23 protein-coding genes and 1 riboswitch are annotated in these 23,825 nt (G+C 71.8%); of the genes, 15 read left to right on the top strand and 8 right to left on the bottom strand.

Translation table 11 applies throughout. The annotated features are described in order from the left end of the window. Nucleotides 1-2: 2 nt before the first annotated feature. Nucleotides 3-1,064, bottom strand: coding sequence for a hypothetical protein (locus HYQ63_RS12970; protein WP_179933960.1), 1,062 nt, complete (start codon nucleotides 1,062-1,064; stop codon nucleotides 3-5). 130 nt (nucleotides 1,065-1,194) lie between these two features. Then, a riboswitch (cobalamin riboswitch) is annotated at nucleotides 1,195-1,273 on the top strand. Nucleotides 1,274-1,438: 165 nt separating this feature from the next. Here HYQ63_RS12970 and HYQ63_RS12975 point away from each other — a divergent pair. From HYQ63_RS12975 to HYQ63_RS12995, 5 genes are all read left to right on the top strand, one after another. Next, nucleotides 1,439-2,680, top strand: a complete 1,242-nt coding sequence (locus HYQ63_RS12975; protein WP_179933961.1) for a prenyltransferase/squalene oxidase repeat-containing protein — start codon at nucleotides 1,439-1,441, stop codon at nucleotides 2,678-2,680. Then, nucleotides 2,680-3,324, top strand: coding sequence for an SCO2322 family protein (locus tag HYQ63_RS12980; RefSeq protein ID WP_179933962.1), 645 nt, complete (start codon nucleotides 2,680-2,682; stop codon nucleotides 3,322-3,324). The genes HYQ63_RS12975 and HYQ63_RS12980 overlap by 1 nt, the downstream gene beginning before the upstream one ends. 122 nt (nucleotides 3,325-3,446) lie before the next feature. Further along, complete coding sequence (locus HYQ63_RS12985) at nucleotides 3,447-4,523, top strand: energy-coupling factor transporter transmembrane component T (protein WP_179940034.1); 1,077 nt, start codon at nucleotides 3,447-3,449, stop codon at nucleotides 4,521-4,523. Next, nucleotides 4,520-6,142 (top strand): ABC transporter ATP-binding protein, encoded by a 1,623-nt coding sequence (locus HYQ63_RS12990; protein WP_179933963.1) that lies wholly within the window; start codon nucleotides 4,520-4,522, stop codon nucleotides 6,140-6,142. The genes HYQ63_RS12985 and HYQ63_RS12990 overlap by 4 nt, the downstream gene beginning before the upstream one ends. Beyond that, nucleotides 6,139-6,969 (top strand): ECF transporter S component, encoded by an 831-nt coding sequence (locus HYQ63_RS12995; protein ID WP_179933964.1) that lies wholly within the window; start codon nucleotides 6,139-6,141, stop codon nucleotides 6,967-6,969. The genes HYQ63_RS12990 and HYQ63_RS12995 overlap by 4 nt, the downstream gene beginning before the upstream one ends. A 61-nt stretch (nucleotides 6,970-7,030) precedes the next feature. On the opposite strand, the gene HYQ63_RS13000 is transcribed toward HYQ63_RS12995, so the two are convergent. Next, nucleotides 7,031-7,573, bottom strand: a complete 543-nt coding sequence (locus tag HYQ63_RS13000; RefSeq protein ID WP_179933965.1) for a hypothetical protein — start codon at nucleotides 7,571-7,573, stop codon at nucleotides 7,031-7,033. A gap of 139 nt (nucleotides 7,574-7,712) precedes the next feature. After that, the gene (locus HYQ63_RS13005; protein ID WP_179933966.1) at nucleotides 7,713-8,450 is read right to left on the bottom strand and encodes a helix-turn-helix domain-containing protein; all 738 of its coding nucleotides are present in this window, start codon (nucleotides 8,448-8,450) and stop codon (nucleotides 7,713-7,715) included. Nucleotides 8,451-8,672: 222 nt separating this feature from the next. Here HYQ63_RS13005 and HYQ63_RS13010 point away from each other — a divergent pair, with 222 nt between their 5' ends. The 3 genes from HYQ63_RS13010 to HYQ63_RS13020 are packed head-to-tail and all read left to right on the top strand — an operon-like array spanning nucleotide 8,673 to nucleotide 11,123. Then, a complete protein-coding gene (locus HYQ63_RS13010; protein WP_179933967.1) occupies nucleotides 8,673-9,341 on the top strand; it encodes a DUF4097 family beta strand repeat-containing protein in 669 nt (222 codons plus the stop codon). 12 nt (nucleotides 9,342-9,353) lie between these two features. Continuing rightward, nucleotides 9,354-10,310 (top strand): ATP-binding cassette domain-containing protein, encoded by a 957-nt coding sequence (locus HYQ63_RS13015; protein WP_179933968.1) that lies wholly within the window; start codon nucleotides 9,354-9,356, stop codon nucleotides 10,308-10,310. A 60-nt stretch (nucleotides 10,311-10,370) separates the two neighbouring features. Further along, a complete protein-coding gene (locus HYQ63_RS13020; protein WP_179933969.1) occupies nucleotides 10,371-11,123 on the top strand; it encodes an ABC transporter permease in 753 nt (250 codons plus the stop codon). A 65-nt stretch (nucleotides 11,124-11,188) separates the two neighbouring features. Here the strand turns inward: HYQ63_RS13020 and HYQ63_RS13025 are convergent, their stop codons facing one another. Beyond that, entirely contained in the window at nucleotides 11,189-12,358 is a 1,170-nt protein-coding gene (locus HYQ63_RS13025; protein WP_179933970.1) for a steroid 3-ketoacyl-CoA thiolase, read from the bottom strand. 236 nt (nucleotides 12,359-12,594) lie between these two features. Between HYQ63_RS13025 and HYQ63_RS13030 the strand changes: the two genes are divergently transcribed. Further along, nucleotides 12,595-13,827, top strand: a complete 1,233-nt coding sequence (locus HYQ63_RS13030) for a cytochrome P450 (RefSeq protein WP_179933971.1) — start codon at nucleotides 12,595-12,597, stop codon at nucleotides 13,825-13,827. Nucleotides 13,828-13,836: 9 nt separating this feature from the next. Here the strand turns inward: HYQ63_RS13030 and HYQ63_RS13035 are convergent, their stop codons facing one another. From HYQ63_RS13035 to HYQ63_RS13045, 3 genes are all read right to left on the bottom strand, one after another. Continuing rightward, the gene (locus HYQ63_RS13035; RefSeq protein WP_257231816.1) at nucleotides 13,837-14,517 is read right to left on the bottom strand and encodes a superoxide dismutase family protein; all 681 of its coding nucleotides are present in this window, start codon (nucleotides 14,515-14,517) and stop codon (nucleotides 13,837-13,839) included. An 86-nt stretch (nucleotides 14,518-14,603) separates the two neighbouring features. Then, the gene (locus tag HYQ63_RS13040) at nucleotides 14,604-16,667 is read right to left on the bottom strand and encodes a bifunctional glycosyltransferase 87/phosphatase PAP2 family protein (RefSeq protein ID WP_179940038.1); all 2,064 of its coding nucleotides are present in this window, start codon (nucleotides 16,665-16,667) and stop codon (nucleotides 14,604-14,606) included. 304 nt (nucleotides 16,668-16,971) lie between these two features. After that, nucleotides 16,972-17,868 (bottom strand): AraC family transcriptional regulator, encoded by an 897-nt coding sequence (locus HYQ63_RS13045; RefSeq protein WP_179933972.1) that lies wholly within the window; start codon nucleotides 17,866-17,868, stop codon nucleotides 16,972-16,974. 67 nt (nucleotides 17,869-17,935) lie between these two features. On the opposite strand from HYQ63_RS13045, the gene HYQ63_RS13050 reads away from it, so the two are divergent. From HYQ63_RS13050 to HYQ63_RS13065, 4 genes are all read left to right on the top strand, one after another. After that, a complete protein-coding gene (locus HYQ63_RS13050) occupies nucleotides 17,936-18,346 on the top strand; it encodes a DUF2000 domain-containing protein (RefSeq protein ID WP_179933973.1) in 411 nt (136 codons plus the stop codon). A gap of 352 nt (nucleotides 18,347-18,698) precedes the next feature. Beyond that, nucleotides 18,699-19,412 (top strand): polyprenyl diphosphate synthase, encoded by a 714-nt coding sequence (gene uppS, locus HYQ63_RS13055; protein WP_257231817.1) that lies wholly within the window; start codon nucleotides 18,699-18,701, stop codon nucleotides 19,410-19,412. Nucleotides 19,413-19,510: 98 nt separating this feature from the next. Then, entirely contained in the window at nucleotides 19,511-20,920 is a 1,410-nt protein-coding gene (locus HYQ63_RS13060; RefSeq protein WP_257232601.1) for an oxygenase MpaB family protein, read from the top strand. Between the two features lie 49 nt (nucleotides 20,921-20,969). Then, nucleotides 20,970-21,296, top strand: coding sequence for an antibiotic biosynthesis monooxygenase (locus HYQ63_RS13065; RefSeq protein ID WP_179933976.1), 327 nt, complete (start codon nucleotides 20,970-20,972; stop codon nucleotides 21,294-21,296). A 32-nt stretch (nucleotides 21,297-21,328) separates the two neighbouring features. On the opposite strand, the gene HYQ63_RS13070 is transcribed toward HYQ63_RS13065, so the two are convergent. Beyond that, the gene (locus tag HYQ63_RS13070) at nucleotides 21,329-22,225 is read right to left on the bottom strand and encodes an arginase family protein (protein ID WP_179933977.1); all 897 of its coding nucleotides are present in this window, start codon (nucleotides 22,223-22,225) and stop codon (nucleotides 21,329-21,331) included. Nucleotides 22,226-22,355: 130 nt separating this feature from the next. Between HYQ63_RS13070 and HYQ63_RS13075 the strand changes: the two genes are divergently transcribed. Beyond that, complete coding sequence (locus tag HYQ63_RS13075) at nucleotides 22,356-23,090, top strand: response regulator transcription factor (protein WP_179933978.1); 735 nt, start codon at nucleotides 22,356-22,358, stop codon at nucleotides 23,088-23,090. Further along, nucleotides 23,087-23,818, top strand: a complete 732-nt coding sequence (locus HYQ63_RS13080) for a sensor histidine kinase KdpD (RefSeq protein ID WP_179933979.1) — start codon at nucleotides 23,087-23,089, stop codon at nucleotides 23,816-23,818. The genes HYQ63_RS13075 and HYQ63_RS13080 overlap by 4 nt, the downstream gene beginning before the upstream one ends. Nucleotides 23,819-23,825: the final 7 nt, after the last annotated feature.

The raw sequence follows: 23,825 nt of genomic DNA on the forward strand, positions 1-23,825 counted from the left end.
GGTCAGCCTCCCAGCCGTTCGCTCATCAGGTTCGGTTTCGAGCCGTAGATCTCGACGGTCCCGAAGGACAGCAGTGAGAATCCGGCCTTCGCGAGTGCACGTGGTTTGACGTCGATCGCGTTGGTGCGCTCCGGGCCGTAGGAGAAGGTGGTACGGGAGCCGTCCACCCGTGCGTACTTCGACTGGAACGCGCGGTCGCTGCGCATCGGCAGCCACAGCGCGCCGTCCGGGCCGCGCACCATGGCCTCGGTGGAGGCGTCGCCCAGCGGTGGGTAGGTGGTGCGCCAGGCGTGTCCGTTCCAGGCCATCAGGTAGGTGCGGGCCACGCCGTCGGTGTACTGGCCGCCGCCGATCGTGACCCGGCCGGACGGTTCGAGCATGATCGTGTGCACGTTGCTGTTCGGCGGCAGCGACACCTTCGCGTCCCGCCACACCGTGCCGTCCCAGCGCAGGACGGTGGTCCCGGTGCTGGTGTCCGCCCAGGCCCAGACGTCGTCGGCGGTACGCGCGGTGATCCCCATCAGGTACAGCACACCGTCCGGGGTGGGCTGTGCGGTCCAGCCGGAACCGTCGTAGTGCAACACCTTCAGCCCGGTGTCGTCCTCACCGACCACCCACGCGGCACCCGGTACGGCGGTGAAGTCCTGGTAGGACCGCAGGGTCTGCGGCAGCGGGACGGCACTCCACCCTCCCGCCGACCGGCGCAGGATCTCCCCCGCGCCCGCGCGGTGGTGGAAGATCCACACCTCCTTGCCGACGAACCGCACCTTGCCGAGCGAGCCCGGCTCACCGGCGCCGGGGAAGGTGGTGTCGCGGCTCCACGCCGTGCCGTCCCACCGGAACAACATCGGCCGCGGTCCATCGGCGGCGTGCTCGTACCCGGTCGCCCACGCCTCGCCCGGCCCGCGGGCGGCGAGATCGGACACGGTCACCGGCGGGGCCGCCGTCGACACCGGTAGCGCCGACCAGCTCGGCGTCACGGCCGCGGCCGGCGACACCAATGGCGACACCAACGTGGCACACGCGATCACAAGGCAGACAAGGACCGTACGGAGACCGTTCATGAGCCCCCCAGCACGCGAAGGTCGCACAGCGTATTGGCGTTCACTCCCCCATGAACAGAGGGCATCCGGCCACGCAGGGGGTTGATGCGTCCGGTTAAAGTGGGCGGGAGAACTTCATCCGCGTTCGATCAGGGGAAGTCGGTGGAAGTCCGGCGCTGACCCGCAACCGTGAGCACGCGCCCCGCCGGGCCGTGTGAGCCGGAGCACCTGGGCGGGCGCGACGCAGGAGGCTCCCGCCGTCCGGGTGTCCGGCGGCGGCACCGTCGTGGGATGCGGAGCTGAGCCCGGTGCCATCGGCGCGACGGAGTGGTCCGCGCGCGGGTGGGCGGCCGTGCGCGGCTGCGTTACGCCCCTGATCGAGAGGCACCCCAGCCATGAACGTACGCCGCAGCGTCGCGGCTCTGGCCATCTCCGCCGCCATGTGCGCGACCGCAGCTCCCGCCGCGTCCGCCGATGACGGCAAGCGTCCGGAGGGGCTGTACGGCACGAAGGACCCCAAGTTCGACGGGGTGTGGCGGCAGTCGCTCGCGCTGCTCGCCCAGGACGCGGTGGGGGTGAAACCGGCCGCGTCGGCCGTCGACTGGCTCGCCGGGCAGCAGTGCGCGGACGGCGGCTTCGCCGCGTACCGGGCGGACACCGGGAAGGCGTGCGACCCGAAGAAGGGCGAGTTCACGGACGCGACCGGGGCCGCCATACAGGCGCTGGCCGCGGTGGGCGGCCGCTCGTCGGCGGTGGAGAAGGGCATCGGCTGGCTCAAGCGGAGCCAGAACGAGGACGGCGGCTGGGGCATGAACCCCGGCGGCACCAGCGACGCCAACTCCACGTCGGTCGCGGTCGGCGCCTTCGCCGCGGCCGGAATGGATCCGGTGGAGGTCGCGTCCGCGGCGAGCGGCAAGACGCCGTACGACGCGCTGCTCGGGCTCCAGCTGGACTGTTCGGCGAAGGCGGGGCAGCGGGGGGCGTTCGCGTACACCTCCGGGAAGGGCAAGCCCGCCGCCAACGATCTGGCCACCGTGAGCGCGGCGCTGGCCACCCGGGGCTCGGGCTTCGCCTTCGACCCGGTGGGGAAGGACGACGGCAAGAAGCCCGAGCCGCTGGCGTGCGAGGGGAAGGGCGGCGGCGCGGACCGTGCGCCGGAGGACGCCTCCGAGGCCGCGCTCGCCTACCTCTCCACCACCATGTCCGACAACGGCATGCACCTGAAGTCCACGACGCCCGGCGCCGCCAAGGCCCAGCCCGACTTCGGCGCCACCGCCGACGCGATCATGGCGCTGGCCGCGGGTGAGCACAGCGCGGCCGCGGCCAGGCCGTTGCAGTGGCTCCAGGGCAAGGACAGCGGCGCGGCGGCCTGGGCGAAGGGCGACCCGGGCGCGCTCGCCAAGCTGGTGCTCGCGGCGCACGCGGCCGGTGGGGACCCGCGGCACTTCGGCGACGTCGACCTCGTACAGCAGCTCAACGCCACCGGGCCGAAGCCCGTGGAGTCGCAGGCCTCGAAGAAGAGCGCGAAGGACGACGACGGCGGGTCGGGCAGCGTCTGGTGGATCGTCGGCAGCTGCGCGGTCGCGGGCATGGGCATCGGTTTCCTGCTCAGCGGCCGTAAGAGGCAGCAGCTTTGATGATCGGCCGTTCGGTGATCCGGCTGTCGCTCGCCCTCGTGCTGCCGCTCGTGGCCCTGCTCGCCGGTGCCGCGCCCGCGCAGGCCGACGGGTACCGCTACTGGTCGTTCTGGCAGCGGGGCGGCGACGGCGGCGGCTGGACGTACGCGGCGCAGGGCCCCTCCGCGGCCCGGCCCGACGACGGCGACATGATCGGCTTCCGCTTCGCCGTCAGCGAGGACTCCCGGGACGCCGCCGAGCCGCGCGGCGCGGCCCGCTTCGACGCGGTCTGCGACGCGGACGGTACGCCCGCCAAGGGCGGCACGAAGCGGATCGCGGTCGTCCTCGACTTCGGCACCGCGCAGGACGCGCCGGACGGCCGTACGCCGCCCACGTCCCGTACCGCGTGCGCGCGGGTGGGCGAGGACGCGACGGCCGGGGAGGCGCTGGCGGCGGTCGCGAAGCCGCTGCGCTACAACTCCTCCGCGCTGCTCTGCGCCATCGCGGGCTACCCCAAGTCGGGATGTGGTGAGGCGGTCACCGCGCGGAAGGACGGCGATGACGCGAGCGACGGCGGCCCGTCGGCCGGGCTGATCGGCGGCGTGGCCGTGGTGGTCGCCCTCGGCGCCGCGGCGGCGTGGCAGACACGCCGCCGCCGGACGTGAACGCGGCGGGGGCGGCGGGAGCCACCCGCGCGATCGGTCGCGCCGTCGGTCGGGGACGCGGCACCGCCGCCCCCAACCGGCCGCGCCCGCGCCGTACTCCCGCCCCGCGCCGTGGGGACGCGCTGCACGCCGGGGCGTGGTGGCTGTGGGCGCTGGGGCTGGGCACGGCCGCGTCCCGCACCACCAATCCCCTCCTGCTCGGGCTGATCGTCGCGGTCGCGGGCTATGTCGTGGCCGTGCGCCGCACGGACGCGCCGTGGGCGCGCTCGTACGCCGCGTTCCTGAAGCTCGGGCTGGTCGTGCTGGTGATCCGGCTGCTCTTCGCGCTGTTCTTCGGCTCGCCGATCCCCAGCACCCGGGTGCTGTTCACGCTGCCCGAAGTGCCGCTGCCCGACTGGGCGCAGGGGGTGCGGATCGGGGGGCGGGTCACGGCCGAGGGGCTGGTGTTCGCGCTGTACGAGGGGCTGAAGCTGGCCACGCTACTGGTCTGCGTCGGCGCGGCGAACGCGCTGGCCAGCCCGGCGCGGCTGCTCAAGTCGCTGCCGGGCGCGCTGTACGAGGCGGGCGTGGCGGTGGTCGTGGCGATGACCTTCGCACCGCATCTGGTGGCGGACGTCCAGCGGCTGCGCGCGGCGCGCAGGCTCCGCGGCCGCCCCGACCGCGGGGTGAAGGCGCTGCTCCAGGTGGGGCTTCCGGTGCTGGAGGGCGCGTTGGAACGGTCGGTGGCGCTCGCGGCGGCGATGGACGCGCGCGGTTACGGCCGCACCGCGCAGGTCCCGCCCGCCGTGCGCCGTACGACGGCCGCGCTGACCCTGGGCGGGCTGCTCGGCGTCGCTTGCGGTACGTACGGTCTGCTCGCGGCGCAGGGCGCGGCGTACGCGCTGCCGCTGCTGCTGGCCGGGCTCGCCGCCGCGCTGGGCGGGCTGTGGCTGGGCGGGCGCCGGTCGGTCCGCAGCCGCTACCGGCCGGACCGCTGGGGCGTGCGGGCCTGGCTGGTGTCGGGGTCGGGGGTGGCGGTCGCGGCGCTGATGATCTGGGCCGCCTCGTACGCACCGGAGTCCCTGAACCCGCCCGCCGTTCCGCTCACCGCACCGGACTTGCCGCTGTGGCCGGCGGCGGGCGTCCTGCTGGGCCTGCTCCCGGCGTTCGCCGCCCCGGCCCCGGCACGAGACCGCAACCCCGAGGAGGTCACGCAGTGATCCGCTTCGAGCAGGTGTCCGTCACTTACGACGGCGCCGCCCGGCCCGCCCTCCACGGGGTGGAACTCACCGTTCCGGAGGGCGAGCTGGCGCTGCTCGTCGGCCCCTCCGGAGTCGGCAAGTCGACACTTCTGGGCGCCGTCTCCGGGCTGGTGCCGCACTTCAGCGGGGGCACCCTGCGCGGCCGGGTCACGGTCGCGGGGCGGGACACCCGTACCCACAAGCCCCGCGAACTGGCCGATGTCGTCGGCACCGTGGGCCAGGACCCCCTCGCCCATTTCGTCACCGACACCGTCGAGGACGAACTCGCCTACGGGATGGAGTCGCTGGGCCTGCCGCCCGACACGATGCGCCGCCGCGTCGAGGAGACCCTCGACCTCCTCGGCCTCGCCGAGCTGCGCGACCGGCCCATCGCGACGCTCTCCGGCGGGCAGCGGCAGCGGGTCGCGATCGGGTCGGTGCTCACCACCCACCCCCGGGTGCTGGTCCTGGACGAGCCCACCTCGGCGCTCGACCCCGCCGCCGCGGAAGAGGTGCTGGCCGTGTTGCAGCGGCTGGTGCACGACCTGGGCACGACCGTGCTGATGGCCGAACACCGGCTGGAGCGGGTGGTGCAGTACGCGGACCAGGTGATCCTGCTGCCCGCCCAGGGCGCGGCGCCCGTCGTCGGCGAACCGGCCGAGATCATGCCGGTCTCGCCCGTGCAGCCGCCGGTCGTGGCGCTGGGCGGCCTCGCGGGGTGGACGGCCCCCGTCCCCCTGTCCGTACGGGACGCACGCCGCAAGGCGGGTTCGCTGCGGGAGCGGCTGGCTCCACTCGCACCACCCGCACCGCACGAAGCGCCCGACGGCTCACCCGCCGGGCAGGTCGAGCGGCTGTCCGTACGGCACGGGCGCGTCGAGGCGCTGCGCGGCGTCAGCCTGTCGGTGCGGCCCGGTGAGACGGTGGCGCTGATGGGCCGCAACGGGGCCGGGAAGTCGACCCTCCTCGCCGCCCTCGTCGGGATGCACGAACCGGCCGCCGGGACGGTCGGTATCGGTCCGGGCGGGAGCGCGCCGCACCGCACCCGCCCCGCCGAACTCCTGCGCCACGTGGGCCTCGTACCGCAGGAGCCGCGCGATCTGCTGTACGCGGACACGGTGGCGGCCGAGTGCGCGGCCGCCGACGAGGACGCGGGGGCGGCACCCGGCACCTGCCGGAGGCTGGTCACGGACCTGCTGCCCGAGGTGGCGGACGACACCCATCCGCGCGATCTGTCCGAGGGGCAGCGGCTCGCCCTCGCGCTGTCCGTCATCCTCACCGCCCGCCCGCCGCTCCTGCTGCTGGACGAGCCGACGCGCGGGCTGGACTACGCGGCGAAGGCACGGCTGACGACGGTGCTGCGCGGGCTGGCGGCGGACGGCCATGCCATCGTGCTGGCCACCCACGACGTGGAGCTGGCGGCCGAACTCGCCCACCGGGTCGTCATCCTGGCCGACGGCGAGGTGGTCGCGGACGGGCCGACGGCGGAGGTCGTGATGTCCTCCCCCGCCTTCGCCCCGCAGGTCGCGAAGATCCTCGCGCCGCTGCCGTGGCTGACCGTGCCGCAGGTGCGCGAGGCGCTGGAGCGGGCGCGATGACCGGGAACCGCGGGTCCTCGTCCCGGATACGGGCCGTCCGGCTCGGGCCGCGCTCGGTCGTCGCCCTCGCCCTCGTCTCCGCGATCGGCGTCGCTGCGTTCACCTGGCCGCTCCTCGCACCCGCCCACTCCGGAGTCGCCGCCCACGCCGCCGACGCGCCCTGGCTGTTCGCCGCGCTGCTGCCGCTGCTGCTGGCGGTGGTCGTGGCGACGATCGCCGACACCGGTCTGGACGCGAAGGCCATCGCGATGATCGGGGTGCTGGCGGCGGCGGGCGCGGCGCTGCGGCCGCTGGGCGCGGGCACGGCGGGCATCGAGCCGATGTTCTTCCTGATGGTGCTCTCGGGGCGGGTGCTCGGCCCCGGTTTCGGCTTCGTGCTGGGCGCGGTGACGATGTTCGCCTCCGCGCTGCTCACGGGCGGCGTCGGGCCCTGGATGCCGTACCAGATGCTGGCGATGGGGTGGGTCGCGCTGGGCGCGGGGCTGCTGCCCGGCGCCGGGCGGCTGCGCGGCCGCCGCGAGGTGGCGCTGCTCGCGGGGTACGGGGCGGTCGCGTCCGTGGCGTACGGGACGGCGATGAACCTCCAGGGCTGGACGCTGATGCAGGGGATGTCCTCGGGGATCAGCTATGTGCCGGGCGATCCGGTCGGCGCCAACCTGGCCCGCTTCGTCGCGTACTGCCTGGCGACCTCGCTCGGCTGGGACCTGCCGCGCGCGGTGGTGACGGTGGTGCTGACCCTCACCCTCGGCGGGCCGATCCTGAGGGCGCTGCGGCGTGCCACGCGCCGGGCGGCGTTCGAGGCGCCGGTGGCGTTCGAGCGCACCTGACCACAGACGACGAAGCGGGCCCGGTGCGCGGTACGCACCGGGCCCGCTCGTCACTGCCCGCTTACTGGTGGAAGATCCTGGCACCCCACTGGGCGGCCCACCTGCCGTCGCCGAACTGGAGGTTGGCGGTGCACAGCCCGGTGTCGCCGTCACAGTTCAGGGCCGTCACCGGTACGGGCGCGGCCTCGCCCCGTGGCGCCTTCACGGCTTTCTCCGCCTTGACCGCCTTGGCGGACGTCGCCGCCTGGTGGAAGATCCTCGCGTCCCACTGCGCGACCCACCTGCCATCGCCGAACCGCAGCCCGGCCGTGCACTTGTAGGTGTCACCGTCACAGTTGAGGGTCGTCACCGGGACCGGCGCCTTCACCGACGGGGCGGACGCCTTCCGGACCGCGCTCTGGTGGAACACGTTCACACCCCAGTCCGCGGACCACCTCCCGTCACCGAACCGCAGCCCGGCCGTGCACTTATAGGTATCACCATCGCAGTTGAGGGTGGTCACGGGGACGGGCGCGGCACCGGCCGCCGGGGCGACCGCGGTCGAAACCATGAGCAGGGCTCCCAGCCCCAGGAACGTACCGGTGAGCATTCGGCGAGCTGACATGTCGTCGCTTCCCTTCGACTCCAGCCACATGACAGGTGATGACGCATAAATCACCTCAAGCGGCCAATCCGATGACATCCCAGAGGTTAGCTTTTCTTAACGGCTTTTCATGTGCCAAACCTCGCATACCAGTTGAGTATCACTTGAAGCGTCGCCGATCGGTCGTGTCGGCTTCCGCGTAGAGGACGTCGCGGGCCTGCTGCGCGGCGCGGGTGATGCTCTCGCCGACGAAGTCGAGGAAGCGGGCGACGTTCTCCAGACGGGCGGCGGCCGGGCTGTCGCGACCGAGGACGCCGATGCCCTGCCGTGCGGTCTCGGCGAGCTGGGCGTTGGCCCGGGCGCTGGACAGCATCGACTGGTACCAGAGGTCGTCGTCGACGAAGTACCGCTCGCGGCGGCGTTCGTCGCGCTCCCGGCGGACGAGGGTCTGACCCTCCAGGAACGCGATCGTCTTGGAGATGGTCGCCGGGCTGACCTGGAGGCGCTGGACGAGTTCGGACGCGGTGAGGCTGCCCGTGTCGGCGGTGTAGAGGCAGACCATCACCCGGGCCATCATCTTGGGCAGGCCCGATTGCATGAGGGCGGTGGTGAACAACTCCTCGTACTCGCGCACGGCCTCGGCGTCGCGCCCGTCGGTCTGCGGGGGCACCTGCGCCCCCCGGGGCGCGGCCTGCCTGCGCCGCTGGGCGCGGCGCTCGGTGGCACGGTGGGCCAGGTCGGCGCGGTAGGCGGTGGGGCCCCCGTTCCGCATCACCTCACGCGTGATGGTCGAGGTGGGGCGGTCGAGACGTCTGGCGATCTCCGCGTAGGCGAGGCCGTCGGCCAGCCCCAGCGCGATCTGCTGACGTTCCTGCTGGGTGAGCCTGCCTCCCGGCATCGCGATCTCCTCTCGTGCTCCCCGAGGCCGCCAGCATAGCGTTCACCCTCAAAACATTGCAACGAACAGATGATCGTTGTTGCATTAGCCTTCATCGTCATTGCACCGATTCTCTAGCTTTAACCTGCATGAATGCCTACGCGACGCAACAAGACTGTTGATGAATTAGTAAACGCAACGTAGCGTTTCCGGCATCAGAAACAACGAGCAGAGGAGAGCACGATGCACACCTTCGACACCCCCACCGCCATCTCGACCGTCCTCGACATCCCCGCCGGACACGTCCGGTTCATCGCCGCCGACCGGACCGACACCACGGTCGAGGTCCTGCCCGCGGACAGCTCGAAGGGCCGCGACGTGAAGATGGCGGAGCAGACCACCGTCGAATACGGCGACGGCGTCCTGCGGATCGAAGCCTCGGCGAAGAACCAGTACTTCGGCCCCTCCGGTTCCATCGAGGTGACCGTCCAACTGCCCGCCGGTTCCCGGGTCGACGCGAAGGCGGCCAGCGCCGAACTCCGCGGCGTCGGACGCCTCGGCGACGTCGCCTTCGAGGGCTCGCACGGCTCCGTCAAGCTCGACGAGGCCGCGAGCGTCCGCCTCACCACCTCCGCCGGTGACGTCTCCATCGGCCGCCTGGGCGGCCCCGCGGAGATCAGCACCGCGAAGGGCGACATCCAGATCGCCGAGGCCGTGCACGGCACGGTCGTGCTGCGCACCCAGTCCGGCGACGTGTCGGTCGGCGCCGCCCCCGGAGTGTCCGCCTCCCTGGACGCCGGCACCACCTACGGCCGGATTCGCAACGCGCTCAAGAACACCGAAGGCGCCGACGCCGGACTGAACATCCACGCGAGTACCTCCTACGGCGACATCGTCGCCCGCAGCCTCTGAGGAGCACCGGACATGACCCACCTGGCCATCGCGGCGAACGAGCTGCGCAAGTCCTACGGCGACAAGGTCGTCCTCGACGGCGTCGACCTGGCCGTCCCGGAAGGGACGATCTTCTCCCTGCTCGGCCCGAACGGCGCCGGGAAGACCACCGCCGTCAAGATCCTCTCCACCCTCATCACCGCCGACGGCGGCCAGGCCCGGGTCGCGGGCCACGACATCGCCTCCGACCCGCAGGCGGTCCGTGCCGCGATCGGTGTCACCGGACAGTTCTCCGCCGTCGACGGGCTGATCACCGGCGAGGAGAACATGCTCCTCATGGCGGACCTGCACCACCTGCCCAAGCGCGAGGGGCGACGCACCGCCGCCGAACTGCTGGAGCGCTTCGACCTGGTCGAGGCCGCGAAGAAACCGGCCGCCACCTACTCCGGCGGCATGAAGCGCCGCCTCGACATCGCCATGACCCTGGTCGGCAACCCGCGGATCATCTTCCTCGACGAACCCACCACCGGCCTCGACCCCCGCAGCCGCCACAACATGTGGCAGATCATCCGCGCGCTCGTCTCCGACGGCGTCACCGTCTTCCTCACCACGCAGTACCTGGACGAGGCCGACGAGTTGGCCGACCGCATCGCCGTGCTCAACGACGGCAAGATCGCCGCCGAAGGGAGCGCCGCGGAGCTGAAGCGGCTCATCCCCGGCGGACACGTCCAGCTGCGCTTCGAGGACCCCGCGGCGTACGAGCGGGCCGCGGGCGCGCTGCACGAGGCCGTGCACGACGACCAGACGCTCACCCTCCAGATCCCCAGCGACGGCAGCCAGCGCGAACTGCGCTCCATCCTCGACTGGCTGGACGCCGCCGACGTGCACGCCGACGCCCTCACCGTGCACACCCCCGACCTCGACGACGTGTTCTTCGCCCTCACCGGCGGGGCCGACGTCCCCAACCAGCCCAAGGAGGCCGTCAGATGAGCACCCCTGGCTCCCACCCGCCCGACCCGGATCTCCCTCGCCGTACGCGACTCGTCCACGATGCTGCGCCGCAACCTCCTGCACGCCCGGCGCTATCCGTCCCTCACCCTGAACCTGCTGCTCACCCCGATCATGCTGCTGCTGCTCTTCGTCTACGTCTTCGGCGACACGATGAGCGCGGGCATCGGCGGCGGCGGTCCGGACCGCACCGAGTACATCGCGTACATCGTTCCGGGCCTGCTGCTGATGACCATCGGCAGCACCGTGATCGGGACCGCGGTCTCCGTCTCCACCGACATGACCGAGGGCATCATCGCCCGCTTCCGCACGATGGCGATCCACCGCGGTTCGGTGCTCGTCGGGCACGTCGTCGGCAGCGTGTTGCAGTCGGTCATGAGCGTGGTCCTCGTGGGCGCCGTCGCCGTGGCCATCGGCTTCCGGTCCACGGACGCCGGGGTCCTGGAGTGGCTCGCGGCGTTCGGGCTGCTCGTGCTCTTCGCCCTGGCGCTCACCTGGATCGCGGTCGGCATGGGCCTGGTCAGCCCGAACGCCGAGGCCGCCAGCAACAACGCGATGCCGCTGATCCTGCTGCCGCTGATCTCCAGCGCCTTCGTCCCGGTCGACGCCCTGCCCGGCTGGCTCCGGCCGATCGCCGAGTACCAGCCGTTCACGCCCGCCATCGAGACCCTGCGCGGTCTGCTGCTCGGCAGCGAGATCGGCCGCAACGGGTGGCTCGCGGTCGCCTGGTGCCTGGGGCTCGCGGTGCTCGGCTACTTCTGGTCGACCTCGACGTTCAACCGCGACCCGAAGTGACCGGGTCACCCGCCCGGACGCACGACCGCGGGAGCGCCCCCGGCCCTCGGGCCGGGGGCGGCGCGTCAGAGCCGCTGGATGATCGTCCCGGTCGCCAGCGCCCCGCCCGCGCACATCGTGATCAGGGCGAACTCCTTGTCCGCCCGCTCCAGTTCATGCAGCGCCGTGGTGATCAGCCGCGCTCCCGTCGCCCCCACGGGGTGACCGAGGGCGATGGCGCCGCCGTTGACGTTCACCTTCTCCAGGTCCTGTTCGAAGACCTGGGCCCAGGACAGCACGACCGACGCGAACGCCTCGTTGATCTCGATCACGTCGATGTCCTTGAGCGTCATCCCGGCCTTCCCCAGCACCGCCCGGGTCGCGTCGACCGGGCCGTCCAGGTGGTAGTGCGGATCGGTGCCGACCAGGGCCTGGGCCACGATCCGGGCGCGGGGGCGCAGCTTCAGCGCGCGGGCCATCCGCTTGGACGCCCACAGCACCGCACAGGCGCCGTCCGAGATCTGGGAGGAGTTGCCCGCCGTGTGCACGGCGGTCGGCATGATGGGCTTGAGCCCGCCGAGCGCCTCCATGCTGGTGTCGCGCAGCCCCTCGTCCCGGTCGACGGCCCGCCACATGCCCTCCCCGGCCGCCTGCTCGTCCTCGGTGGTGGGCACCTGCACCGCGAAGGTCTCGCGCTTGAAGCGCTCCTCGGCCCAGGCCCGGGCGGCGCGCTCCTGGGAGAGGAGGCCGAGGGAGTCGACGTTTTGGCGGGTGAGCCCGCGCCGCCGGGCGATCCGCTCGGCGGCCTCGAACTGATTGGGGAGGTCGACGTTCCACTCGTCGGGGAACGGCTTGCCCGGCCCGTGCTTGGAGCCGCTGCCGAGCGGTACCCGCGACATGGCCTCGACGCCGCAGCCGATGCCGATGTCGATGACGCCGGTGGCGACCATGGTGGCCACCATGTGGTTGGCCTGCTGGGACGATCCGCACTGGCAGTCCACGGTGGTCGCCGCCGTTTCGTACGGAAGGCCCATGGCCAGCCAGGCGGTGCGCGCGGGGTTCATGGACTGCTCTCCCGCGTGGGTTACGGTGCCGCCGACGATCTGCTCGACACAGTCGGGCTGGATGCCGGTGCGGGCGAGGAGTTCGCGGTAGGTTTCCCCCAGGAGATAGGCGGGGTGGAGATTGGCCAGCGCGCCTCCACGCTTTCCGATGGGGGTGCGTACGGCTTCGACGATGACGGGTTCCGCGGCCATGACTCGTCCTCTTCTCCATCGCGTCCGCGGGGGCTCCCGGCAGCGCCCGCGCCAGAACTAGTACGCGTTCTAGTTCCTCGCTCAGTCTGCTGAGGCCCGACCTGACGGCGCAAGGGTTGTGCACAGGGCGACTTGGAGCGTCCACCCCAAGAAGGCCCGCCATGGCCCTTGCTAGTTATAGAACCCGTTACTACCTTCTGGACACTTTCTGATAGGCCGTCAGATATGGAGGGCCGATGTCCTGCCCAGCGCTCCCCGAAGGCTTTGACTTCACCGACCCCGACCTCCATCAGCACCGGGTGCCACTCCCCGAGTTCGCCCAGTTGCGGCAGACGGCCCCCGTGTCATGGATCCCCCAGCGGCACGGCATCGCCGGGTTCGAGGACGACGGCTACTGGGCCGTCACCCGGCACGCCGACGTCAAGGAGGTCTCGACCCGGCCCGAGATCTTCTCCTCGCACCGCAACACCGCGATCATCCGCTTCAACGAGCAGATCCAGCGCGACCAGATCGAGGTCCAGAAGCTGATCATGCTCAACATGGACCCGCCCGAACACACCCGGGTCCGCCAGATCGTCCAGCGCGGCTTCACCCCGCGCGCGATCCGCTCCCTGGAGGACGCCCTCCACGACCGCGCGACACGCATCGTGGCCGGCGCCAAGGAGAGCGGCACCGGTGACTTCGTCACCGACATCGCCTGCGAACTCCCCCTCCAGGCCATCGCCGAGCTGATCGGCATCCCCCAGCAGGACCGGTCCAAGATCTTCGACTGGTCCAACAAGATGGTCGCGTACGACGACCCGGAACTGGCCATCACCGAGGAGATCGGCGCCGAGTCGGCCATGGAGCTGATCTCGTACGCCATGAACCTGGCCTCCGACCGCAAGCAGTGCCCCGCGAAGGACATCGTCAGCGCCCTGGTCGCCGCCGAGGACCAGGGCAACCTGGGCTCCGACGAGTTCGGCTTCTTCGTCCTGCTGCTGGCCGTCGCGGGCAACGAGACCACCCGCAACGCCATCAGCCACGGCATGCACGCCTTCCTCACCCACCCCGAGCAGTGGGAGCTGTTCAAGCGCGAACGCCCCGCCACCGCCCCCGACGAGATCGTCCGGTGGGCCACCCCCGTGATGTCCTTCCAGCGCACCGCCACCCAGGACACCACGCTCGGCGGCCAGCCCATCCGGGCGGGCCAACGCGTCGGCGTGTTCTACTCCTCCGCCAACAACGACCCCGAGGTCTTCGACCGCCCCGAGGTCTTCGACATCACCCGCGACCCCAACCCCCACCTCGGCTTCGGCGGCGGCGGACCGCACTTCTGCCTCGGCAAGAGCCTCGCCGAACTGGAGATCCGGCTGATCTTCAACGCGATCGCGGACACCCTCCCCGGCATCCGCCTCACCGGCGCGCCGCGGCGGCTGCGGTCGGCCTGGCTGAACGGCATCAAGGAGCTGCGGGTGAGCTACGCGTAGCCACCGTCGCTATCTGAACGGCACGTTGATGCAGGCCACCCGGTCCCCGGCCATGCCCGCCCGCCCCATGTGCGTGGCGGTGCCATGCTCGTGGATTACCACCGAGCGCGCCTCACCGGCCCTGAAGTGCCACTTCACCAGGGACTTGGCGCGGGCGTCGCCACGGCTGTCGGTGGTGAGGTCGAGCCACATCTCATTGCGCGCGTTGGCGTACTTGGGGTTGGTGGACGGCTGCTTCGGGTCCTTCACGTTCTGGTAGTGCGGGCCGGACGAGTCGGGCTGGGCGCCGCACGGCCTGGTGTGGACGTGTATCCCGAAGTGGTGGTCCGGTTCGACCCCGCGCAGGGCCAGGAAGACGAACGTGCCGCGCGGCGGCGTGCCGTGCTTCCCCCGTTCACCGTGCTCCCGCATCTCCTGGTCACGCATGTCGCGGTCGCGCATCTCGCCGTGCCACTTCCCCGGGAGCCGCAGCTCCGCGACGAGCGCCACGGCGGTCGTGGGCACGAGCGCCCTGTCGTACGTCACCGCACCCCGCTCGCCCTGGGCCGCCGAGGCGGACCGGAACCGCTCCAGGACGAACGCCGTGGGATTCGGCGAAGGATCGGTCGTGGCGCTCGGCGCGGCGGCCGCGGGTGAGATGACGGTCATCGATGCGGCCAGCGCCGCGGCGGCCGCCGTTACCAGGGACATCCTCAGATCCCTCCTTGGTCGGGACCCCCGAGACTTCCTGGCGTTTATACCGCTTTTCCCCACGCTAGACCGGTGCACCGGACCCTTCAACGCGAGGCATCGGCCGGTTCCGCGGCCTCCTTCGGATGGGGGACCTCCGCCACCTGGGACGTCTCCCCCGGCTCCCCGGCGCGCGGCCCCCGCACCAGCGCCCGGGCGCGCTCCCGTACGCCCCGGGCACCCGCCGACAGCATCGCGGTGACCGAGCCGTTCGCCTCCTCGGCGGGCTTCCTGCCGACCCCGAGCAGCACGTACTGAAGGCCGAATCCGGCCGCGACGACGGCCGCGCCGCCGACCGCGTCCAACACGTAGTGGTTCGCCGTGCCGACGATCACCGCGACCGTGAGCAGCGGGTACAGCATGCCGAGGATCTTCATCCAGAGGTACGGCGCCACCAGCGCGATGACCACCCCGCACCACAGCGACCAGCCCACGTGCAGCGACGGCATGGCCGCGTACTGGTTGGACAGCTTGGTGAGCGCGCCGAAGTCCGGGTTGTCCAGGTCCTGCGGGCCGTGCGCCGTGTCGACGTACCCGAGGCCCATCAGCCGCGGCGGGGCCAGCGGGTAGAGCCAGAAGCCGACCAGTGCGAGCAGCGTCGCGAACGCGAGCGGGGTGCGGGCCCAGCGGTAGGTCGCCGGGCGGCGCAGGTAGAGCCAGCCCAGCAGGGACAGCGGGATGAGGAAGTGGAAGGTGCTGTAGTACCAGTTCATGCCGTCCCTCAGCCACGGGGTGTCCGCGACCAGCAGGTTGAACCAGTGCTCGATGTCGATGTGCAGGAAGCTCTCGATGGACAGCACCTGATGGCCGTGGCCCTCGGCGACGCTGCGCTCGTCGGGCGCGTGCGCGCGGATCCACGAGTACGCGAAGTAGCCGACGCGGATGAACATCAGCTCCAGCAGCAGGTTCGGGCGCGACAGCGGCCGCCGTACGAAGCGCAGCAGCGGCACCCAGGCGAACCGTCCGCGGTGCGGCTCCTGGACCGGCGTCGGCTCCGGGCTGTCCCACTGCGGGGAGGTCCGGGAGACGAACGGCACCAGGCAGGCGGCGGCGAGCGCGGCCAGCAGCGGCGCGTTGTAGCCGATGTGTCCGGCGATCTTGAGGTCGGGCAGCAGCGCCGTACGGCTCAGCGTCATCACCAGCACCACCAGCACCGGCCACACCAGCCGGTCCGCGGCCCGGCGGCCCACCCGGCCGACGACCGCGAGCAGGATCCACAGCTGCTGGTACTGCCAGGAGGTGGGCGAAACCGCCAGCGCCACACAGCCGGTGATCGCCGCGGCCAGCAGCAGCTGCCCGTCCCGCGCGTACCGCACCGCGCGCCGCAGGCCGACCACCGCGACCGCCACCGCCAGGACCGCGAGCAGCGCCAGCTCGACCGGCCCCTCCAGACCGATGCGCAGCAGCAGCCCGTGCAACGACTGGTTGGCCAGGCTGTCGGCGCGCTCGCCGAGCCCGGCGCCGCCGAGGTGGTGGACCCAGTACGAGGCGGAGTCGCGCGGCATGGCGACCCAGGCCAGCGCGGTGCACGCGGCGAACGTCGCGCCCGCCAGCGCGGCCGAACGCCGCCGCCCCAGGAGCCACAGGACGACGCCGAACAGCAGCAGCGCGGGCTGGAGGGCGGCGGCCACGCCGATGAGGACGCCGGCCTGCCGGCCGGAGGTGCGGGGCAGCACGGTGAGCACGACCAACAGCACCGGGATGATGCTGGTCTGACCGAGCGAGAAGGTGTTGCGGACCGGAAGGGACAGCGTCAGCAGGCAGATCGCCAGCGGCGCGGCCACCAGCGCGGTGCGGCGGGAGACCGGCCCCGGCAGGGCGCGCGCGGCGACCAGCCCGAGGACGACGACGAGCAGCAGGGTGCCGAACGTCCAGGCGACGCCCAGGCTCTGTTCGGCGGCCCGGGTCAGCGGCTTGAGCACCAGTCCGGAGAACGGGGTGCCGGTGAACGCGTCCCCGTCGTACAGCGAACCCCCCACATGGAGGACGCCCTGCTCGCCGATCCAGGTCTCCAGGTCGGTCAGCCGCTCGTCCGGGGGCAGCCGCAGCACCGCCGCCGCCTGCCGGGCCGCGAGCAGACCGGCCAGCAGCCAGAGGGCGCCGAGCACCATCATCGTCCGTGACGTCCGTGCCCCGATGGCGCCGGAGCCCGGCCCCGCCCCCGGCCCCGGCCCCGGCCCCGGGGTACTCCGCAGTCCGCTTCGCTCCACGTTCGCCACGCCCTGCCGCTCCCCCACTCGCCCTCTTTACCTGTTCGGAATGTTTGCGACCCTACTGAGCCCACTACTCAGACGCGCCACACGCCCCCTTCACCTGACAGTCGCCCACGGTTGGCCGAAACCTGTCAGGCTTTGGCGGAAGTGCGTCTGTACGCCCTGAGACAGACGGAGTCCGTACGGTTCGCGGCCAATTTCATCAGGGCGGCGGCGTACGGAGCGAATCGGGACCCGCGGCGTGCTGAAACGCTCCTGGGGTGATCCCGAAGCACCGAACGAACCAGCGGTGGAAGTGACTTTGGTCGGCGAACCCCGCCGCGGCCGCCGCCTCCGCCGCCGTACGGCCCGCCACCAGCAGCCCGCGCGCCTGACGCAGCCGCAGCTGCCGCTGGAAGTCGCTCGGCGCCATCCCGTACTCCGCCCGGAACGCCCGGTACAGGGCGAACCGGCTGCACCCCGCCGCCTCCGCCAGCCGCTCCGCCGAGATCTCCGTCGCGTACTCCTCCTCCAGCAGCGCCCGCGCCCGCCGCGCGGCCCACGCCTGCCCGCCGCCCCCGGGCGGCAGCGCCCTGGCCCGCACCGGGCGGGTGGCGCTGCGCCGCACCATCGCGCCGACGGCCGCGGTCAGCCGCTCGTCGCGGACCAGCGGACCGGCGCCGTCGACCAGGGCGGTGTGCAGCCGCAACAGGGCGCGCCCCAGGACCGGGTCGTCCAGCACGGGCTGGTCGAACAGCGGCAGCGGCACCGGCCCGTCCCCGCCGCCTCCCGCGTCGGCCAGGACGTCGCGCATCACATCCGGGCCGATGTGCATGATGCGGTACTTGTAGCCGAGTTCGGCGGCCGCCTCCCCGTCATGCGGGTCGTCCGGGTTGAACACCATCACCATCCCCGCCCCGCTGGTGCGCAGCGCGCCCCGGCAGCGGAAGCGCTGGGCGCCGATCTCGGTGACGGCGAAGGAGTAGGTGTCGTGGCTGTGCGGATGGAAACGATGGCTGAAGAAGTGCGCGTGCATGGCCTCGACGGACCGTTCCGGGTCACGCCAGTACCGCGCCCAGTCCCCCGAACCCCCGCCGCCCTCCGCTCCTCCTCCGCCCATCACCCCATTCTGCCGTCTCGCACCAGCGTTCAATACGGGGCCTCACGGCCGGGGCGAAGGTGACCGCATGCGATTCGACACCAAGATCGCCGTCATCGTCCGGGACGACCTCGCCGACTGGCAGAAGCTGAACGTGACGGCCTTCCTCTCCAGCGGGCTCTCCCACGCCACCGACGACATCGTCGGCAAGCCGTACGAGGACGCCTCGGGCAACACGTACCTCCCGATGTTCCGCGAACCGGTCCTCGTCTACGCCGCCGACGCCCCCGGCCTCTTCCGCGCCCACAGCCGCGCCCTCACCCGCGGCCTCCCGACGGCCCTCTACACGGAGGAGCTGTTCGGCACGGACAACGAGGACGACAACCGCGCCACGGTCCGCACCGTCGAGGCCCCCGACCTCAACCTGGTCGGCCTCGCCCTCTACGGCCCGCGCAGCCAGGTGGACAAGGTGACGCGCGGCCTGCGGCTGCACCGCTGAACGGCGCCTGCCCCGACCGGCGCGGACCGCCCCCGCCCCGAGTCGGGGCGGGGGCGCGCCGTTTCACCGGGACATCGCCGTTGTGCACGACCTCGTCGCAGCACCGCTGGGCGCTCGCAGGCCGTGGGGCGGTCACCGAACGACGCCGATGGGTTCGGGCAACAGTTCCAAGGGTGAATGTGTGGTTCTGGCGCGGCATTCGGGCTCGGGGGCTGGCACTCTGCTTCGGGTGCGATCGCCGTGTTGAGTCGGAAGCCGGGGGGCTGGCGTGGTAATTGGGCACACCGCGGGCGATGCGTTCGCCGATCCCACTCCCGCGTCGCGGTTCGCTGACGGTGACCGGTCGCTCAGGGTGCCACGTCACGTGGCATGTGTGATGGACGGCAACGGTCGGTGGGCGGCCCAGCGGTCGCTGCCGCGTACGTCAGGTCATCGGGCGGCGGAGACGACCGTGATCGACGTCATCGAGGCTGCCCGGGCCGCGGGCGTGGAATGGCTGAGCCTGTACGCCTTCTCCACCGAGAACTGGAGCCGTCCGAGTTCCGAGGTCGACTATTTGATGCGGTTGGTGCGCGGGGTGGTGCGCAAGCACGCGCCGCTGCTGCATGCGCGGGGGATCCGCTGCCGCTTCCTCGGGGTGAGCGACCCGAGGATCCCTCGGGCGCTGGCACGCGACTTCGCCGACGTGATGACACTGACCGGCGACAACCGAGGTATGACCTTGACCGTCGCGTTCGATCACGGCGGGCGCGGGGACATCGTCGCGGCCGCGCGGTCACTGATCCGCGCGGGTGTGTCGGCCGAGGCGGTGAACGAGCGGAGTTTCGCCGCCCATCTGCCCTTCCCTGACACACCCGATGTGGACCTGGTCATCCGAACCTCGGGGGAACAGCGCATCTCCAACTTCATGCTCTGGCAGGTCGCCTACGCGGAATGGGTCTTCCCGACAGTGCTGTGGCCTGACTTCCGCGCGCCGCACTTCCTCCAATGCCTGCACACCTACCGGGAACGCGATCGCCGCTTCGGTGGCGTGCCGCCCGAGCAGAACGGAGACTCCCGAGCGTGACCATCGCAGACGGCGGACACCCCGACAGCGCCCAGGACGGTGCGCCCGAGTTCGACGGCGGTACCTCACGGCCGAGCGCGGCGGACGGACAGGAGCCGTTGTTCGGCGCGGGCTCGCAGTTCCAGGAATTCGTGGGCGATCCGCGCTGGGCGCTGGCCATGGTCCGGGCGACTGTGCTGGAGGCCGCGCACCCGCAGATCGGCGCCGCGCTGATCGACAGCTCCACTTTCGTCGCCCACCCGTGGCGACGGCTGCGCAACACCTTCCGCAGCTTGCAGCGCATGGTAGGTGACGACGAACAGGTACGGCTCCGGGAGGCGGCACGGCTGAACCGCCTCCACGCACGGCTCAACGGAATCGACCCGCGGGGCCGGCCCTACAGCGCGATGGACCCCGCTGCAAGAGCCTGGGTGGTGGCGACCATGTTCGAGAGCACCGTGACCATGTGCCGAGTGAGCGGACAGCCTCTTGAGCAGCACGTCATGGAGAGGCTGTACGCCGAGTTCCAGGCGTACCTGGCCGCCATGGGAGACGAGTCCGGTCACCTGCCGCCCACCCTCTCCGAGTTCTGGCCCTACTACGACCAGGTGGTGGCACAGGAGCTGGAGAACACCGAGGCGATGCGGATCATCCTCTACAAGCTGTTCGACCATCTGCCCGCTCCGGCCCTGCTGGGCGGGCTGCCCACGCTGTGGGCCACCGGCCGGTCCGTCGTCGGCCCGCTCATCGGGGCGATCACCGTTGCCTCGCTCCCGGAGCCCTTCCGCCGACGTGCCGGGCTGCCCGAGATGCCCGGTGCCCAGACCCTGATGCAGGGGGCTTATCTGGTCGTCGGTCTGACCCGGTTCCTGCCGAACGGCTGGTTCCGGGCTGACGCCATCGCCGACCTGCTGGCTTTCTCGCCCGACAGTGACGACCCGCGGGCTCGGGCGGTCACCGCCCTGCACGACAAAATGAGGCGGGCCGGTGCCCTGATCCGGCTCATCACGCCTCTCCCCACGCAACCGGAACCCGTCTCCCGTGTCGGCACCGAACGCAATGCGGAGGAGTTCTTCTGCGAGGTACTCGACCAGACCGGCGACGGGTACCTGGACTGGCCGGACCTCGCCGCCATGGCCCGCGAACTGTCCACCCGCCTCGATCTGGACGAGCCCGAGGAAACAAGGCTCTACAACGCCTACGCCGACTGGTGGCGTGAACTCCAGACGGCACTGGACACCGACGGTGACGGCCGCGTCAGCGCCCGCGAGTACGCCACCGCCGTTCCCTCCCTGGCCGGACCCGCACTGATCAAGGTCGCCGAGGTCCTCTTCGACGCCACGGACAAGGACGGCGACCAGCACATCGACGCAGATGAATACCGGACGCTGTTCCGGACGGCGTTCCACCGCGACACCGTCGGCACCGACCGTACCTACACGCGCGGCGCCTTCATCGGGGACTTCCTGTCCTTCATGTCCGGCCGCCGACGATCGACGGCCTACGACCCTCTGCTCGCCCAGCCGTGAGCCGCTCAGGAGACACCGCCCTCGGTCGGGGATGAGGCAGGATGGGCCCATGAGCATCGTCAAGATCAATGTGCTGACCGTTCCCGAGGAGCAGCGCGAGGTGCTGGAGAAGCGCTTCGCCTCCCGCGCCGGGACCGTGGAGAACTCCGACGGCTTCGAGTGGTTCGAGCTGCTGCGCCCGGTCGAGGGCACCGACCAGTACCTCGTCTACACGCGCTGGCGCAGCGAGGAGGACTTCCAGGCGTGGATGGAGGGCCCGATGAAGGCGGCCCACCAGCGCGGCGGCGAGGACGCCCCGCAGCAGAAGCCCGCCGCGTCCGGCTCCACGCTGTGGTCCTTCGAGGTCGTCCAGCAGGCCGCGCCGAAGCAGGGCTGAAGCGGCCGCCCCGCCCACGGCTGATCGCGAGGTCAGCCGTGGGTGAGGGCCGTCTCCAGCAGATCGGCGAGGAGGGCCGCGCAGGAGCCGTCGGGGTCGAGGTCGGGGTCGTAGATGGTGAGGTTGAGGCCCACGCAGCGCTCCGACCGCACCAGGGTCCGCAGCAGGGGGGCCAGTTCCTCGGGCAGGAGCCCGCCGGGGTCGGGGCTGTCGACGGCGGGCATGACGGACGGGTCCAGCACGTCCGCGTCGAGATGCACCCAGAAGCCTTCGGTCGCGGGCGCTTCGAGGCTCCGCAGGACCGTGTCCGCCGCCTCCTCGGCGCCCCGCTTCCGGATCTCCTCGACCGTCATGTTCGCGATCTTCAACGCGGCCAGCTCGGCCCGCTCCGTGTCACACTCCCGGATCCCCAGGAGCTGGACGTCCTCGTCCCTGAGGTAGGGGCGGAGCCCCTCGATGTCCGTCAGGTCCGCCTGGCCCCGGCCGGTCGCGAGGGCCAGCTCTTCGCCGCCCGCGGCACCGATCCGGTCGGAGTTCCCGGGGTGCCGGAAGTCCGAGGAGCCGTCGATGACGGCGAGCCCGTACCGCCCGATGCGGCGGAGCGCCACCGAGGCGCCGAGCTGGATGGAACAGTCCCCGCCCAGCACGACCGGGAAGTCCCCCGCCCGGACGTGGTGTTCGACCCGGTCGGCGAGCTTGCGGGTGTACGCCGCGATGGCCCCCGCGTTGAACACGCCGTCGCCCTCGCGCCAGTCACCGCGGTCATAGCGGGGTGGCACGACGACACCGCCCTCGACCGCCCCGAGCCGCTCCACCACCCGCTGCTCCCGCAGCGCCCCCGCCAGCTTGTAACACCCGGGCACGGTCCCGTCGCGCGGCGGCCGGAGGCCGAGGTTGGACGGGGCGTCGAGGACGACAATGCGGCGCATCCCGCCATTCTGACCGCCCGGTCCGACAAGGGGCCACCGGACGGGGGATGACTGCGGCCCTGTCCTGAAGTCATCGGTGGGGGTCCGGGCACCGGTGCCGTGGAGTGGGGGGTTCAACTAGGGTCTTCTCGTGTACGGGAGTGTCAGCGAGAAGCCGGTGCCCGCCCGCGGGGACGGGCAGCGCATTCTGGTCGTGGACGACGAATCCAGGATCGCCGAACTGCTCTCGACCACCCTGGAGCTGGCCGGTTATCAGGTCGGCACCGCGGCCACCGGGGGTGAGGCGCTGGACCGGGTGGGGCGGGAGCGGCCGGATCTGGTGATCCTGGATGTGATGCTGCCCGATCTGGACGGGTTCACCGTGTGCCGGCGGCTGGTGGCGGCCGACGAGGACCATCCGCCCGTTCTCTTCCTCACCGCACGCGACTCGCTGGATTCGCTGGTCACGGGGCTGGGCATCGGCGCGAACGACTACGTCACCAAGCCGTTCCGGATCGCCGAGGTGCTGGCCCGGGTGCAGGTGCTGCTGCGCGGGCGGCGGCGCGGGGTGCGGGAGGAGGAGCCGCGGTACGCGGATCTGGTGCTGGACGATACGACCCGGCAGGCCCGGCGGGGCCGCCGCGCGCTGGACCTCACCCCGGCCGAGTACCGGCTGTTGCGTTATCTGCTGGTCAACGCCGGGCGGGTGGTGTCCAAGGAGCAGATCGGCGAGCACCTGTGGTTCAAGGACCACCGGAGCTACGGGGACAACGCCATAGAGAAGCTGATCTCCCGGCTGCGGCACAAGGTCGACGAGGCGGAACCGGCGCTGATCCACACCCGCCGTGGCTTCGGCTACTGGCTCGGCCGGCTCACCGCCGTATGAACGACAATCTGCGTGGGGACGAGCGGCAGCAGCGGGTGGAGGTGCTGCTGCACGAGCTGCGCACCTCCCTGACGACGATCCGCGGCTGGGCCGAACTCCCGCTCCAGGGGCTCAGCGACGACCCCGAGCTGATGGTGCGCGCCCTGCGGCGGATCCAGGACGAGGCCGACCACATGTACGAGGGGATCCAGCGGGTGTTCCCCCGTGCGCACGCCACCTGGGAACGGCCGCCGCACCTGGAGCCGGTGGATCTGCGGGACGTGGCCGACGAGACGGTCGCGGACCTGGGGCTGCTCGATCCCGAACGCCCCATCGCCCGGGAGGACTCCGGCCCGGCGACGCTCGTCGCCGATGCCCGGCTGCTGCGGCACGCACTCCGCAATCTGCTGGGCAACGCGCTCCAGCACACCCCCGCCGGTTCCCCGGTGACGGTGGCCGTGCGCGGCCCGGTGAGCGGGCCCGGCGGGGAGCCGCGGGTCGAACTGTCGGTCAGCGACCGGGGGCCGGGCATGGACCCGCGGGCGATCGCCCGGCTGACCACGCCGTACCAGGAGGACGGCAACGGCGAACCGAGCGGCGGAGGCAGCGGTGGCGGCGGCCTCGGGCTGACCATCGTGCGGCGGGTGGTCGACCTGCACGGCGGCGAGGTGGCCGTGAGCAGCGCGCCCGACCGCGGTACGACGGTCACTGTGGCCTTGCCCACAGTCAGCGTTTCGTCAGGCAACTGACCGGGCG

It is taken from the genome of Streptomyces sp. Rer75 (assembly GCF_013414305.1).
GTDB lineage: Bacteria > Actinomycetota > Actinomycetes > Streptomycetales > Streptomycetaceae > Streptomyces > Streptomyces himastatinicus.

Excerpts from the sequence above, each read along its gene's own strand:
- HYQ63_RS12970 (WP_179933960.1), bottom strand. The coding sequence starts at position 1,064 with ATGAACGGTCTCCGTACGGTCCTTGTCTGCCTTGTGATCGCGTGTGCC.
- HYQ63_RS12975 (WP_179933961.1), top strand. The coding sequence starts at position 1,439 with ATGAACGTACGCCGCAGCGTCGCGGCTCTGGCCATCTCCGCCGCCATG.
- HYQ63_RS12980 (WP_179933962.1), top strand. The coding sequence starts at position 2,680 with ATGATCGGCCGTTCGGTGATCCGGCTGTCGCTCGCCCTCGTGCTGCCG.
- HYQ63_RS12995 (WP_179933964.1), top strand. The coding sequence starts at position 6,139 with ATGACCGGGAACCGCGGGTCCTCGTCCCGGATACGGGCCGTCCGGCTC.
- HYQ63_RS13000 (WP_179933965.1), bottom strand. The coding sequence starts at position 7,573 with ATGTCAGCTCGCCGAATGCTCACCGGTACGTTCCTGGGGCTGGGAGCC.
- HYQ63_RS13005 (WP_179933966.1), bottom strand. The coding sequence starts at position 8,450 with ATGCCGGGAGGCAGGCTCACCCAGCAGGAACGTCAGCAGATCGCGCTG.
- HYQ63_RS13010 (WP_179933967.1), top strand. The coding sequence starts at position 8,673 with ATGCACACCTTCGACACCCCCACCGCCATCTCGACCGTCCTCGACATC.
- HYQ63_RS13015 (WP_179933968.1), top strand. The coding sequence starts at position 9,354 with ATGACCCACCTGGCCATCGCGGCGAACGAGCTGCGCAAGTCCTACGGC.
- HYQ63_RS13020 (WP_179933969.1), top strand. The coding sequence starts at position 10,371 with ATGCTGCGCCGCAACCTCCTGCACGCCCGGCGCTATCCGTCCCTCACC.
- HYQ63_RS13025 (WP_179933970.1), bottom strand. The coding sequence starts at position 12,358 with ATGGCCGCGGAACCCGTCATCGTCGAAGCCGTACGCACCCCCATCGGA.
- HYQ63_RS13030 (WP_179933971.1), top strand. The coding sequence starts at position 12,595 with ATGTCCTGCCCAGCGCTCCCCGAAGGCTTTGACTTCACCGACCCCGAC.
- HYQ63_RS13035 (WP_257231816.1), bottom strand. The coding sequence starts at position 14,517 with ATGTCCCTGGTAACGGCGGCCGCCGCGGCGCTGGCCGCATCGATGACC.
- HYQ63_RS13040 (WP_179940038.1), bottom strand. The coding sequence starts at position 16,667 with ATGGTGCTCGGCGCCCTCTGGCTGCTGGCCGGTCTGCTCGCGGCCCGG.
- HYQ63_RS13045 (WP_179933972.1), bottom strand. The coding sequence starts at position 17,868 with ATGGGCGGAGGAGGAGCGGAGGGCGGCGGGGGTTCGGGGGACTGGGCG.
- HYQ63_RS13050 (WP_179933973.1), top strand. The coding sequence starts at position 17,936 with ATGCGATTCGACACCAAGATCGCCGTCATCGTCCGGGACGACCTCGCC.
- HYQ63_RS13065 (WP_179933976.1), top strand. The coding sequence starts at position 20,970 with ATGAGCATCGTCAAGATCAATGTGCTGACCGTTCCCGAGGAGCAGCGC.
- HYQ63_RS13070 (WP_179933977.1), bottom strand. The coding sequence starts at position 22,225 with ATGCGCCGCATTGTCGTCCTCGACGCCCCGTCCAACCTCGGCCTCCGG.
- HYQ63_RS13080 (WP_179933979.1), top strand. The coding sequence starts at position 23,087 with ATGAACGACAATCTGCGTGGGGACGAGCGGCAGCAGCGGGTGGAGGTG.